The organism is Cyclobacteriaceae bacterium, assembly GCA_013141055.1.
Lineage (GTDB): Bacteria > Bacteroidota > Bacteroidia > Cytophagales > Cyclobacteriaceae > ELB16-189.
In genome coordinates this window covers 718,864-733,401 of sequence record JABFRS010000002.1, presented here as the reverse complement: position 1 = coordinate 733,401, position 14,538 = coordinate 718,864, and the positions used below count along the sequence as shown (strand labels likewise).

The window sequence follows — 14,538 nt, the reverse complement described above, 5'->3', positions numbered from 1 at the left end:
CTAGCGTCTAATGGTCTGTAACCAATTGAAATAAAGACAGTATTTAATAAAACTATTTAGAACTAACTGACATCTAACCACAAACTCCTTAAGTTATGATCCGATTAAAAAACCTAGAAAAAGTCTACACAACGGAAGAAGTAGAGACAACGGCACTCAACAGCATCAACCTTGAGATCAAGGATGGTGAGTTTGTTGCCATCATGGGGCCCTCAGGATGCGGTAAATCTACCTTGCTGAATATCCTCGGCTTGCTGGATAATCCTTCTGGTGGTGAATACCATTTCGGAGAGCACGAAGTTGCTAAATACAGCGAACGCCAGCGTGCACAATTACGTAAAGGATCCATTGGATTCGTGTTCCAGAGCTTTAATCTAATTGACGAGCTTACCGTTTTTGAAAACGTAGAGCTTCCATTATTATACATGAAAGTGCCGGCATCCGAAAGAAAGACTCGTGTCGAAGAAGTATTGGAGCGCATGAATATCATGCACCGCCGCAATCACTTCCCTCAGCAGCTTTCTGGTGGTCAGCAGCAGCGTGTTGCGATCTCCCGTGCTATTGTAGCAAAACCAAAGGTGATCCTGGCCGATGAGCCTACAGGTAATCTTGATTCAGCCAACGGTGAAGAAGTAATGAAATTGCTTTCTCAGTTGAATGAAGAAGGAACTACCATCGTAATGGTAACTCACTCACCTTATGATGCAAATTATGCTCACCGTATCATCAACTTGTTTGACGGTAAGGTGGTCACTGAAAATATCAAAGAACATTTTCACGTTTAGTCTGTGAGTAAAGACTTCAAGGTCTACGCACCTTGAATGCGTTCTTCATAGTTTAGGTTTAGGTTAGAATGAAACCCGCGTTGTTCTGCTGCATCAGGATGACGTGGGTTTCGTCATTGAAGACAATCTTTAGTTTAATGAACAGTTTTGTACAATCAAGTGTACAGCATCGAACACATTTGATCGCTGAATCTTGTTAATTGACCAGAATCTGTATTGGTACAATTGTTGGCTCATGCAACCCTTGTATAATTCCCTTGTCCCTGTCCTGACTTTCTCTTTTTCAATTTCTTATTCATGCCCCTATGATTAAAAATTACCTCCTCATTACTTTCCGGAACCTGATGAAAAACAAACTTTTCATCATCATCAATGTTTTTGGAATGGGTATTGCCATTGCGTGTTGTATTGTTGCTTACCTCAATTGGGATTTTACCAATAGCTGGGATTCCAATCAATTGAAAGCTGAGAAGATCTATCGTGTTCAATCCATAAGGGAATTTCAGGGTAAACGCGAGCGTCACGGATTAGCGCCAATTCCGCTAGCGAATTACATAAAGCAGAATTTTAAGGATGTGGATAAAACCGTCCGCTACATGTCAGCATACTGCGATATGAGGATTGGAGATAATGTCTATGGTGCCAACACTGCTTTTGTGGATTCAGCGTTCTTTGATCTTTTTAATTATGAATTGAAGCACGGAACCTTCGCAGACTTTCATAGTAAGGGTAAAATCTTTATCAGTGATGAAGTCGCGCGAACTTACTTCAACTCTGAGGATGTTGTGGGGCGTACCGTTTCCCAGATTATATTAGGTAAGGATGGTGTCAGAAGACCAAAAGAATTTGAAATCGGAGGCGTTTTCAAAAGGCAACCACTGAATTCAACTTTTCGTGCTCAGGTAATTACGCTCTATGATAATTTCTGGGACATTAATCTGGATTCTACTTACACAGAAAATAACTGGAGGAAATGGACGCATGCATTGTTTCTTGAAATTGATGACCCTTCCAGCGTAGCGGGCATCGAGCAACGTCTTCAACAGTATATTGAACCACAGAATAAAGTCCGTGATGATTTTAAATTGACATCCTATCATCTTGAGAACTTCAAGGGTATGATGAAGAGGAGTCGTCAGAATCCAAGAGTCGATAGTGATTACCTGGGTGGAGGTGTTCCGGATGAGGCAGTAACAGCACCTTCTATTCTTGCGGGTATGCTATTGTTGCTCGCTTGTTTCAATTTTACCAATACTTCTATAGCAATTTCAAGCCAGCGGTTAAAGGAGATTGGCATACGAAAAGTAATGGGGGGAATGCGTTTTCAACTGATTGCGCAGTTCCTCGGAGAGAATCTTATTCTTTGCTTTTTGGGATTAATCGCAGGACTATTAATGGCTGAGTTTCTCGTTCCTGCGTATGATTCTCTATGGGAATTTATTGATCTTAACTTAAGCTATACAGAGAACATAGGATTTCTCCTGTTCCTGGCAGGCTTGCTGGTATTGACGGCAATTATAGCTGGAGCTTATCCATCTTTTTACATTACATCTTTTGAGCCAGTCAGTATTCTGAAAGGAAAATCAAAATTTGGCGGCACCAGCTGGTTTACGCGTATTTTATTGGGAGGTCAGTTCGTGATATCGTTGACAATGCTCATAACAGGCCTTGCTTTTTATCGCAATGGACATTACCAAAAGGAGTATGATATGGGATTTGCTTCTCATGGCGTTATTTCTGTTTGGGTAAATAATGAAGGCTCCTTTAATACCTACAGGGATGCTCTGGTTTCTAATCCTGATATTCTGGTGATTGCAGGTACCCGCCATCATATCAGCAATGGCTGGAATAATGATCCGGTTAAGTTCGAAGACATCGAAAAAGAGATTGACATCATGGATGTTGGTGACAACTATTTTGAAGCAATGGATATGACTTTGACAAGCGGAAGAAAATTCCAGAAGGATTCAGAGACAGATCGTAAGGAATCAATAATTGTAACTGAGCAGCTTGTTCAGGAATTTGGATGGAAGGATAATCCAATTGGAAAACGATTGGTGTGGCATGATACCGTTCAATTGTTTGTCATAGGAGTTGTAAAGAATGTATATGCAAGGGCACTGTGGGAACCTACCCAGCCTTTGATGATTCGCTATACAGCTCCATCGCACTATCAGCAGCTCATTGCAAAAATGGATCCCGCAAAGGTAGGAGAGGTGAATGCTTACATGGAAAAGAAATGGAAGGAGATTAACCCAAATGCACAATACCCTGGTGAAATGATTGATTCTGAGCTTCAGGAAACAAATGAGATCAATAATAATGTTGTGATCATGTTTGGATTTCTTGGTTTCTTCGGTGCCCTTATGACAGGTATTGGATTATATACACTGGTCTCTCTCAATATTGTGAAAAAGATGAAAGAGATAGGTGTAAGAAAGGTGTTAGGTGCATCGGTTGGCAATATTGCAACGGTGATTAATTATGAGTTTATGGTTAATCTGGCCATTGCTACAATCATTGGTGGTGCATTGGGATATTTTATGACCGAGTGGCTGATGGATTCTATCTGGGAGTATTATTTAAAGATTGGTGCTCTCAGTATCAGTCTTGCTGTCATTACAATGGTCGGTATATCCGTACTTGCTGTCGGTTATAAAACAGTTTCTACCGCTTCCCTCAATCCAACAAAAACATTACGTGATGAGTAAGGCCATGGTTACAATTATGATCATCTATGATTTTATTTCAGAATCACTGTAACCAATGATAAGTCTTTAGCGTCTGACATTCAGAGTCGCTAAAGCTTATCATTATGTTAAGAAACTATTTTGTCGTTGCTATTAGAAACATTCTAAAGTATAGATTCTTTTCAGCAATCAATATTTTCGGAATGACAGTGGGTATTACATCATGCCTGCTTCTTATATTATATGTTTCAAATGAGCTCAGCTATGATAAATTTCATAAGGATGCAGACCGGATCTATCAGGTAGGCTTGCATGGTAAACTGGGAGGGCAGGATATAAGAGTATCCAATACATGCCCTCCATTGGCGGCCGCTATGGTTGCTGAGATCGCTGAAGTTGAGAGTGCAACGCGGATCGCGCAGATGGGTTCCCCATTGATAAAGCTGGGCGATGATTCTTTTACAGAAGAGAAAGTCTATTATGTTGATTCAAATTTCTTTGAATTTTTCTCTTACAAACTTAAAGAGGGAGATATCAAAACTGCATTAAAGGAGCCCAATACCCTTGTTCTTACAGAAAGAATTGCAAAAAAATACTTCAAAGAGGAAAACCCTGTTGGAAAGCTTATTGTAATAGGGGATAAAGGAAAGACTTATACCGTCACGGGTATCGCGGAAAACTCGCCATCAAATTCTCACTTCACTTATAATATTCTTGTGTCTTCTGAATCAACGGACCGCCTTAAGCCAAATGCTATCTGGCTGAATAATTTCATGTATAATTATTATAAGCTTCATCCAAACACGACCCCCGCTCAGGTAGAAAAGAAATTTGAGCCCATGGTAATAAAGTATGTGGGCCCGGAGATGGAAAAATTTATGGGCAGTTCTCTGGCTCAGATGAAAGAGGCGGGTGGTGCATACGGATACTTTTCAACCAATATTCTTGACATCCATCTTCATTCAACTGCTCAAGGTGATATTGATCCAGGTGGAAATATCATGTATGTATATTTCTTTAGTGGAATAGCGGTGCTTATCATGATCATTGCCTGTATCAATTTTATGAATCTTGCTACGGCAAGATCTGCAGGACGTGCTAAAGAGGTAGGTCTTCGCAAAGCACTGGGATCTTTACGCACCCAAATGATTGGTCAATTCCTCGCAGAATCAATGATGTATAGTTTTGGAGCCGTTGTGCTTTCATTGATCGCATGTTATTTTCTTCTTCCACAATTCAATGAATTAGCGGGAAAAGAATTGGGCATGCAGGTTTTTGTAAGTCCATTTTTCATCGTTGGGATTATTGGATTAATGTTGGTCGTGGGTGTGGTGGCAGGAAGCTATCCGGCATTTTATCTCACTTCTTTTTCTGCGGTTGAAGTGTTGAAAGGAAAGGTAAGATCAGGAATGAAGAGCAAGGGTATCAGAAGTTTTCTGGTAGTGTTTCAATTTGCTCTTTCAATTTTCCTAATCATTTTCACTGTGGTTGTTTTTCAGCAGATCAAGTTTATGCAGGAAAAAAATCTGGGTATTGACAAGAATAATATTTTGATGTTGGAAAATGCAAATAGACTGGGTAATAATAAGGCGGCATTTAAAAATGCATTGATTCAGCAAACAGGAATTGTAAATGTGAGTTATGCAAACAACACATTTCCAGGTATAAATAATACTACTGTGATTAAGTCAGTAGGTTCAGAGCATGATCACATAATAGGCGTGTACTCTGCTGATTATGAACACCAGCAAGTGATGAAATTTGAATTAAAGGAAGGACGTTATTTTTCAAAGGAGTTTCCAACAGATTCAATGACAGTGATTTTGAATGAAGCTGCCGCACGTGAATTTGGTTTTGAAAACCCAATTGGTCAGGAGATTCTTTACAATGGAAATGGAGATGAAAGTAAAAAGTATAAAGTAATTGGTGTGATGAAGAATTTCAATTTCGAATCTCTCCGTGAAAACGTTCGCCCTTTATGTCTTTTCCTTCGCGAAAATGAATACAACCTGCTAATTCGTTATAGCGGTAATTCATCAGCTGTTGTTGAAAATGTGCAAAACTTATGGAAGCAGCACGCTGCCGGATCTCCTTTTGAATATTCTTTCATGGACGAGAGTTTTGATAAGCTCTTCAGAACAGAACAAAGAATGGGGCAGCTTTTTAGCATCTTCTCCGGACTTACAATTTTCATTGCATGTCTTGGTTTATTTGCGCTGGCAGCTTTTACATCTGAACAACGAACCAAGGAAATTGGTATACGCAAATCAATGGGTGCCTCTTCTTTTAGTCTTACTCTGTTGTTGTCTAAAGAATTTACGAAGTTGGTAGTGATTGCATTCATCCCTGCAGCAGTGATAGCCTGGTATGTTTCCGATCAGTGGCTTCAGGGTTTTGCATTCAGGGTACCCATCAGTCCGGTTGTATTCTTGCTTAGCGGCCTTTCTTCGATCGTGATCGCCTGGCTGACCGTCAGCTACCAATCAGTGAAGGCTTCCGCAGCCAACCCTGTGGATTCACTGCGGTACGAATAGGTTTCAGCTTAAAGTTAAAATTTGACACGTCAGTGCCTGATATAGGGCACTGGCTGTATTTACGAGCAGTGTCTGAAACCTTTGACCTTAGATTAGCGTCTAATCACGACTCCCTAATTATACCCTATGTTTGAAAACTACCTGAAAATCGCCCTTCGGAACATTTTAAAACAAAAGTTCTTCTCGGCCATTAATATTATTGGCCTTGTCATCGGGATGGCCTGCTGCCTGCTCATTTTTGTCTATGTAATGGATGAGGTGAGTTATGATAAGTTTCATCCTAACAATGAGAATATTTACAGGATTGGTCTCCATGGAAGAATTTCAGGTCAGGAGATCTATACAAGCAACTCCAGTGTTCCTGTCGGACCTGCAATGCAAAATGAGATTCCTGGTATTGAAAAGATGGTACGTGTCGCTCGTGCCGGGTTTGGTAGTGGAGGCATGGCTTTCCGTTATGAGGATAAGTCATTTACAGAAGAGAAGGTGTTTTATGCAGACTCCAACTTTTACGACTTTTTCGGCTTCAAGCTTTTACAGGGAGATCCAAAGACTGCTTTGAAGGATGCTTATTCGATCGTCCTTACGGAAGCATTTGCTATTAAATATTTCGGCACGACCGATGCACTTGGGAAAACATTAATCATTGGAAATGATAAGTGGTCTTGTAAAGTCACCGGTATTACAGAAGATGCTCCTTCGAACTCACATTTTCATTTTAATGCAATCGTTTCTTTTATTACCAGCAGAGATCAATTTTATAATGGCTGGACAGGAAATTCTATTTACACCTATATTCAGAAGACTCCAACAGCCTCTGTGAGTGAGATCAATTCCAAACTTGAAGACCTTGTTGCTAAGTATGTTGGTAAAGAGGTTGAGCAGGGGCTAGGTGTTACTTTTGAACAGTTCAGAAAACAGGGAGGTTTGTATAGTTACTTTCTTTATCCTCTTACAGATTCTCATTTATATTCAGCTTTCAATGATGACATAGAGCCTGCCAGCGATATCCGTTATGTATACATTTTTTCAGGTGTTGGACTATTTATCCTCCTGATCGCATGCATCAATTTCATGAATCTTTCAACGGCCCAATCTGCTGGAAGAGCGAAAGAAGTTGGACTAAGAAAAACACTGGGTTCTCAGCGTGGGCAAATGATAGGGCAGTTTCTGTCTGAATCTTTTCTTTATAGTTTAGTAGCAATTGTATTAGCCATTGCGCTAAGCTTTGTAATGCTTCCTGCATTCAATTTGCTGGCGGGCAAAACGCTTTCACTGGATGCGTTGATGAGTCCGGTTTTTATGACCGCTGCTGTGGTATTGATCTTGCTGGTGGGTATTGTCGCTGGAAGTTATCCGGCTTTTTATCTGACATCATTTAGTGTTGTTGAAGTATTAAAAGGAAAAGCGAAAGCGGGAATGAAGAGCAAGGGTGTGAGAAGCTCACTTGTGATCTTTCAGTTTTCGGTATCAACGTTTTTGATCATAGCAACCGTGGTAGTGTTTGAGCAGCTGAGTTACATGCAATCAAAAGACATGGGCATAGATAAGCAGCACGTGATTACCGTTTCTGGTGCGCGTCGTTTGGCGAACAACGTGAGTGCTTTTAAAACTTCTGTTGAAGCTCAGGCAGGTGTTCAAAAGGCCAGTTATACAAACAATGCCTTCCCCGGTGTTAATAATACATCATTATTTCGCGAGAAGGGAAGTGATGTTGATCATCTTGTTGCGTCCTACCGCGCAGATTGGGATCATCTGGATGTGATGAAGATCGAATTAAAGGAAGGTCGATTCTTCAGCCGGGAATTCAAATCTGATACCATCGCTATCATTATAAATGAAGCTGCTGTGAAAGAATTTGGTTTCACCAATCCACTGTCAGCAGAAGTTCTTGATTATAGTAATGATGTTCCAACGGTCGTGAAAGTGGTTGGTGTTGTAAAGGATTTCAATTTCGAATCTTTAAAGCTTAAGGTTCGTCCCCTGATCATTCTGTTTGCCCCAACGTCCCGGCATCTTACAGTCCGGTATGATGGTGATCCCAAAAGCGTAGTGGCTTCCATTGAAGCGCAATGGAAGCAATTGGCTCCGGGAGAACCTTTCGAATACGCATTCATGGACGAGCGTTATGATTTGTTATTCCGCAGTGAGATGAGACTGAGAGATATCTTTACTGTATTTTCAGGTCTTGCTATCTTCATTGCCTGTCTCGGATTGTTTGCGTTGGCTGCATTTACAACAGAGCAGCGTACAAAGGAGATTGGTGTAAGGAAAGCCCTTGGTGCATCTTCAATTAGCCTTACAATTTTGCTTTCTAAGGAATTCACAAGACTTGTGCTTATTGCCATTGTTCCTGCAGTTTTGCTTGGCTGGCTGGTAGCTAATTGGTGGCTGAAGGACTTTACCTATCGCATTGATTTGAATCCTATGTTATTCATAGGAAGTGCTCTCCTGGCAGTCCTGATTGCCTGGATTACGGTGGCGTATCAGGCGATTAAAGCATCTGCATTGAATCCAGTGAGTTCGCTTAGATATGAATGATCAGAGGAATATTGAAGATATGAGTTATGCACAAATGCATCATTAAGTATCTAATAATCAATTTTTTAGCTCTGTGGACAACTTGTGTCTTTCTTGGGGTAGCATTCCGATAAGATTGCGGTAATACAGTGGTAAATTTGATAACGCATAAAACGTAATCCCATGGAAAATAAAAAAGTCTCTAAAAAAGCATTGCGAAGTCTTTTAAAGGACTCTTTGCAGGAATCAATAGGCCATCTTGAGTTGCCAAAGCCTAATAAAAAAGTTAAGAGGATCATTGACCGTACTACAAAGAAGATGGCACTGGAGTTTTCTTATCTGTTGAAAAAAGAGTTTAAGAGAAGCAGACCAAAGAAGGCCAAAGTAGAAGAATCTTCACAAGCTGCTGCTTGATTAAAATATTCTGATTCGTAATGAATTTGCGATGAACCGTTTGATATTGAAAATATCAAACGGTTTTTTTATGTTCTTTCGATTTCATTTTATAATAACAAACTCACCTTCATCAATTACTCCATCTTCAACTCTATACACTACAACACCGGAGGGCATTTTAAACGCCCCCTCAGAAATAGGTCCTACAACGGCAGCACTTTGTTCAAATCGTATTTGTTGTCCTTCTGTTTCAAGATAATACCGTTGACGTGAGTGATGATGTCCCCCCAACGCCAAAGGAAACGGATGTGATTGGAGTATTGTGATAACTTCGTGTGCATTGGATACAACGTGTCTGAACTGTAATGTTCCCTTTTCATTTTCCAATGTTCGACCGGGCCCGTTGGCGGTGTAACCCTCAAGGCTAAGTGTTCCAGAGATAAACGGGACATGCTGAAAAGTAACTACTGGCATGCTGGCAGGTATGGCAGCAAGATCTTTCTTTATCCACTCACGCTGCAGAGAATCAATTGATCCGTAATAATACATGTCATCGTACTCCAGTGAGTTCAATGCCATAAAGTGAATGCCGCCGTAATTGAATGAATAGTAATCAGGTCCAAGGTAATGCCGATACATCTTTCTGCCGTATAACGGATTTTCTTTGCTGACACCGGAGAGATTTCTTTCAATTCCAAAAAGTTCATGATTTCCTGGTGCAGTCCAGATGGGAGTGGGAACTCTATTCATCTCTGTTTTGAATAATTCGTAAAGACTACTGGCTTCCTTTTCAGGAACGCGTAATGCATCCTTTACCAGATCGCCTGTAATAAGTACGAAGTCAGGATGAATTGAATCTATCACTATTTGAAATTTCTTAATTCTGTCAAGACTTTGGGGGCTGATATGGGTGTCAGAGGCGTGAATAAAAATGAACTTCTTACCCATACTTGATTTTGTCAAAGCAAAGTCAGCCATGACAATGCTGGTACGTAAATCAATCTTTTGAAAGAAAGATCTTACGGTTTTGTACCCTTGAGGCACTGAGACGAAGATTACCCCGAAGCCTTTTGTATTCGTTAATGTATAAAATCCATTAGCATCAGTAAGAACAACATTGATCTGATCAGAGACGGCAACGCCTTTTATTCCAGTTTCAGACTTTTCACGAATTCCATTACCATTGACATCATTGAATACGATTCCGGAAACAGAAGTGGCAAAAAGGGGAGAGAAGAATGAAACAAGGATTAAGGAGAGGAAGAAGGATTTCATGTCAATGAAGTTGAGCGTTTCTGAAGTGCTTCAAAAATACTCACATTCATCAAAATTAGTAGCATCCCATAGAAGGTGTCTTCAAAGGGAATTGTCATGATTCTGATCCCGAGATTTTCAGCGTTGTTGTACCATACCACGGGTTCTTCAATAGCAGTTCCTGTCAGTATACCGTTTACAATAAAAAATGGAATGAGAATGAAGAGGTAAGCAAAATAGAATCTTCCAAGATATTTTGGTTTGACCACAGTGATCAGAAAAATCAGAAAGAGGGATGTAGAAAGGAACGTTACACTGGTGTACCACTTATCGTAGTGCTTAATGCCGACGACAAGCAACCCAAGAATAAGAACCCATGTCAGCCGTTTTCCGTTATCCGGAAATACTTCCGCTTTTCTTAAATAGTTCACGGCTTCATATGTAAAAACACAGGCGTAGGGAATGCAGATGAAAAAAAGTATTTCTTCGATTGGGAGATGAAAGAAGTAGATGCCACTCAAATATCTCGTATTGAACCCCCAAACACCTATTTGAGTAAAGAATTCATCCCATACAATAAATATGATTGCTGGAATGAGAATCGCCGGCCATAAATACTTCCACTTTTTTGAAAAGTTCTCTCGTGGAACAAAACTAAAAAGCAATGGGAATAATATGGTGAGAATATCCAGCAGCAGGTATGTGTACTTTTCCAAACCTTATTGTGTTTCTTTTCGCGTTTCTTTTACAACAAATTTCTTTGGAGTATATTTTTTAGGAGCATAAAGAAACCCAAATGCCTCGCATTCGTCTTTTGAATGTTTGCTGTGATGTATATAATGCGCATGGATCATTCTCTGTAAATAGCTACTTCTTCTTTCGGGTCTCCACTTGATGCGTTGATGAACAATTACATCATGAAAGACGAAATAGAATAACCCATAGCAAAAGATGCCTACACCTACTGCTATCAGATAAGGATTATATGAGGTAACGCTTCCGTAATACAAAAGTCCGATGGAGGGAAGGCTAAATACAACAGCGAACCAATCATTTTTTTCAAGGACATGATCATGAACGGTGTGATGAGATTTGTGCCAGGTCCAAAGAAATCCATGCATGATATATTTATGGGAGAACCATGCCACGAATTCCCAGAATAGAAATGTGCTGACAACGATCAGGCTACAGAATACAATCGTCACACCATCCATCACCTTTTATGATTTCTTTTGGAAATAAGTTTGTAGCACTTTATTACGATATTCAAAAATAGCATTTACATGTTGGCCTACAAACAACCATTTGGCAATCTGACCGAGTGGACCCAATGGAATTGCGTAGTCAAGTTCATCTATCATCTCAATGCCTCCAGGAACAGATTTGTAGATGTGTTTATGATGCCATAGAGCAAATGGACCGGATAACTGCGTATCGATAAAATAGTCAGGCTCTTGTACGTCCGTGATCTTTGTGATCCATCCCGTACGTATGTAGGGAAGAACATTCACTTTGTATTTGATGACCTGTCCTGAAAACATTTTCTCACCTCCGCTGATTGATAGTATTTCAAAATTCATGTGTGCAGGAGTGATGACGGATAAGTTTCTGGGGGATGAGAAGAAATCCCACGCTTCAGCCTGAGAAATCGGGAGAAATTGGGTGCGTGTCAGATGGTATGTTTTCATTGATTCTTAAACAACGGATGGCTCAAATGGTTTAGGTAATGTATGCAAGCTATCTGGATTTTTTCACTGTAGAATCCTCCATTTTTCGTTTTAAGTCGTCGTAAATGCCCCTTTACATTGTCGTTTCTGCCCCCTTTAGAATTCTCTTTAACTTTCTAAGTTTGATCAACCAACTCAACCAACAATGAAAGCTGATGCAATTGTTTCAAAGGATATTGATGCCTACATCGCAGGTTACCCGGAAGAAGTTCAGGAGAAGTTACAGAAAGTAAGAGAAGCCATCCGTAAAGCGGCACCCGAAGCAGGCGAAACGATAGCATATGGAATTCCAACTTTTACACTCAATGGAAACCTTGTTCACTTTGGTGGATTCAAAAATCATATTGGATTTTATCCTGCACCGATGGGGATTGCAGCGTTCAAGAAAGAGCTATCGGTTTACAAGGGAAACAAAGGGTCAGTTCAGTTTCCGCTGGATAAACCTATGCCGCTGGCTTTGATTGCGAAGATTGTAAAATATCGTGTGAAGAAAAATCTGGAAAAGACTAAAGCCAAGTTGAAGAAGAAAGAAAAGGAAGCCTGAAATAAATGATGTAACCAGTTCACAACAACTATCTTGTTTTGTCGTTTATTACTAAATGAAAAAGCTTGTCATTCCAGCCCTCATTGGAGTTATTCTAATAGGAGGTGTTTATGCAAGAAGAAAGTACTTTCAGGTAAAAGCGAAACCGCTCAATCATAAAGAAGCGTCTGTTGCAGAGCTCGCAGTCAACGAATTAAAAGATGGGGATTTAATCTTTCAGACATCTACTTCCAAACAAAGTAAGGCAATTCAACTTGCTACAAAATCGAAATACTCTCATTGTGGAATTATCTACAGGGAGAATAATAGCTTTTATGTTTTTGAAGCAATTCAACCAGTGAAAAGAACCCCTCTTGTTGAATGGATTGCTCGGGGAAAAAATGGTGAATATGTTGTGAAGCGATTGATCGAACGCGATCATTACTTGACGTCAGAAGTATTGGGCGAGATGAAAGTAATTGGAGACGGATTTGCTGGAAAAGATTATGATCCCGAGTTTGATTGGTCTGATGACCGGATCTATTGTTCAGAACTGATCTGGAAGATTTATAAGAGAGCAACTGGTCTTGAAATTGGATATCTTCAGAATCTTAGTGAATTTGATTTGAGCAGCGAAGTAGTAAAGAATAAATTAAAGGAGCGATATGGTGATGAAATTCCAAAAGATGAGAAAGTGATATCACCGGGAGTAATGTTTGACTCCGAGTTACTGGAAGTGGTAAGGTCAAATTAAAAAAGGTTGCAATAGATAAGATTGAGGAGGCGAATAGTATTATTCTTTAAGTGATGATTTATACACCCTCAATACCCTTTCCCTTGCAAATGCATGCTCAACGATTGGAGTTACATAATCTTTCGATCCAAATTCGGGAACCCATTTCTTAATGTAAACCAACTTGGGGTCGAATTTTTCTGTTTGCAACTGTGGATTAAATACACGGAAGTAAGGAGCTGAGTCGCAACCAGAACTCGATGCCCATTGCCAACCACCATTGTTTGGTGCAAGATCAAAGTCGAGAAGTTTGATTGCAAAGTATGCTTCCCCCCATCTCCAATCGATCAATAAGTGTTTGGTTAGAAAACTCGCGACAATCATTCGTACACGATTATGCATAAAGCCAGTGCTGTTCAATTCACGCATACCTGCATCTACAATCGGATATCCGGTTTTACCATCACACCAGGCCTTAAATTCATCGGGATCATTCCTCCATTTTATATTATTATAAGCAGGTTTGAATGCACTCTTTGCCGCGTGAGGAAAATTAAAGAGGATCATATGATAGAAATCTCTCCAGATCAGTTCATTCAGCCAAACTCCATTTTTCTTTAGTGCGATTTGAACAAGTTTACGAATACTTACTGTGCCAAACCTAAGGTGCACACTCAATTTTGTCGTTCCCTGAATAGCAGGAAAATTTCTGGTCTTGTCGTATTTCTCAATGATGGATTGTTTGATCGCTCTTTCAGGAAACCATGGATGTGTTTCTATAAATCCAATTTCTTTTAATGTCGGAAAGGGAAGGGGTTTTATTTTCTTAAAATTAGAAAAGTACTTTTCATTCGGATAGCTCTTTACATAGAATTTGCTCAAGGTTGCTTTCCACTTGCGGCTGTAGGGTGTGAAGATCGTGTAAGGTGTGCCATCGTCCTTCATTACTTCAAGTTTTTCAAAGATCACCTGATCTTTAAATGTTTTAAGTTCTGATCCTTGTTTCTCAAGGAGTTTTCGAACTTGTTCATCACGCTGTATGGCATAGGGTTCATAGTCGTGATTAGTGTAAACAGTTTTAGGTTTCAGGGTTTTAAAAATATCTACTGGATTTCCATAAAGGACCAGTAATGAGCTGCCTAATTTTTCCAGTTCAAGTTTTAAATGTTCGAGCGACTGATGAATAAATTCTACACGGCGATCAGTTTTATCATCAAGCTGATTCAAAATTTCAGTATCGAAAATGAAAATTGCCAGTACATTTTTATTTGCTTTTAATGCATGATACAGACCTGCATTATCGTTAAGTCTTAGGTCTCTGCGAAACCAGAAAATGCTTGTTTCCTGAGTGATGATGTTATCGGTGCTTTCGGGAT

The 14,538-nt window shown here is 39.9% G+C and carries 12 protein-coding genes; 7 read left to right on the top strand and 5 right to left on the bottom strand.

The genetic code is table 11. The annotated features are described in order from the left end of the window. Window positions 1-95 precede the first annotated feature (95 nt). From HOP08_17720 to HOP08_17700, 5 genes are all read left to right on the top strand, one after another. Window positions 96-785, top strand: coding sequence for an ABC transporter ATP-binding protein (locus HOP08_17720; protein ID NOT76768.1), 690 nt, complete (start codon window positions 96-98; stop codon window positions 783-785). Between the two features lie 344 nt (window positions 786-1,129). Beyond that, window positions 1,130-3,496 carry an FtsX-like permease family protein gene (locus HOP08_17715; protein NOT76767.1) on the top strand — a complete coding sequence of 789 codons (2,367 nt, stop codon included), beginning with the start codon at window positions 1,130-1,132 and terminating at the stop codon, window positions 3,494-3,496. Between the two features lie 104 nt (window positions 3,497-3,600). Beyond that, window positions 3,601-6,009, top strand: a complete 2,409-nt coding sequence (locus tag HOP08_17710) for an FtsX-like permease family protein (GenBank protein NOT76766.1) — start codon at window positions 3,601-3,603, stop codon at window positions 6,007-6,009. 126 nt (window positions 6,010-6,135) lie between these two features. After that, window positions 6,136-8,550 (top strand): FtsX-like permease family protein, encoded by a 2,415-nt coding sequence (locus tag HOP08_17705; GenBank protein ID NOT76765.1) that lies wholly within the window; start codon window positions 6,136-6,138, stop codon window positions 8,548-8,550. A 162-nt stretch (window positions 8,551-8,712) separates the two neighbouring features. Then, complete coding sequence (locus HOP08_17700) at window positions 8,713-8,943, top strand: hypothetical protein (protein NOT76764.1); 231 nt, start codon at window positions 8,713-8,715, stop codon at window positions 8,941-8,943. Between the two features lie 84 nt (window positions 8,944-9,027). Here the strand turns inward: HOP08_17700 and HOP08_17695 are convergent, their stop codons facing one another. The 4 genes from HOP08_17695 to HOP08_17680 are packed head-to-tail and all read right to left on the bottom strand — an operon-like array spanning window position 9,028 to window position 11,867. After that, complete coding sequence (locus HOP08_17695) at window positions 9,028-10,200, bottom strand: hypothetical protein (protein NOT76763.1); 1,173 nt, start codon at window positions 10,198-10,200, stop codon at window positions 9,028-9,030. Continuing rightward, window positions 10,197-10,895, bottom strand: a complete 699-nt coding sequence (locus HOP08_17690) for a lycopene cyclase domain-containing protein (GenBank protein NOT76762.1) — start codon at window positions 10,893-10,895, stop codon at window positions 10,197-10,199. The genes HOP08_17695 and HOP08_17690 overlap by 4 nt, the downstream gene beginning before the upstream one ends. A 3-nt stretch (window positions 10,896-10,898) precedes the next feature. Beyond that, window positions 10,899-11,393 (bottom strand): beta-carotene hydroxylase, encoded by a 495-nt coding sequence (locus tag HOP08_17685; GenBank protein ID NOT76761.1) that lies wholly within the window; start codon window positions 11,391-11,393, stop codon window positions 10,899-10,901. 6 nt (window positions 11,394-11,399) lie between these two features. After that, on the bottom strand, window positions 11,400-11,867 hold the full coding sequence (locus HOP08_17680; GenBank protein NOT76760.1) for an SRPBCC family protein: 468 nt from the start codon (window positions 11,865-11,867) through the stop codon (window positions 11,400-11,402). A 184-nt stretch (window positions 11,868-12,051) separates the two neighbouring features. Between HOP08_17680 and HOP08_17675 the strand changes: the two genes are divergently transcribed. Continuing rightward, window positions 12,052-12,450: a hypothetical protein gene (locus HOP08_17675; GenBank protein NOT76759.1), complete on the top strand. Its 399-nt coding sequence runs from the start codon at window positions 12,052-12,054 to the stop codon at window positions 12,448-12,450. A gap of 55 nt (window positions 12,451-12,505) precedes the next feature. After that, entirely contained in the window at window positions 12,506-13,183 is a 678-nt protein-coding gene (locus HOP08_17670) for a YiiX family permuted papain-like enzyme (GenBank protein ID NOT76758.1), read from the top strand. Window positions 13,184-13,222: 39 nt separating this feature from the next. On the opposite strand, the gene HOP08_17665 is transcribed toward HOP08_17670, so the two are convergent. Continuing rightward, window positions 13,223-14,518 (bottom strand): deoxyribodipyrimidine photo-lyase, encoded by a 1,296-nt coding sequence (locus tag HOP08_17665; protein NOT76757.1) that lies wholly within the window; start codon window positions 14,516-14,518, stop codon window positions 13,223-13,225. Window positions 14,519-14,538: the final 20 nt, after the last annotated feature.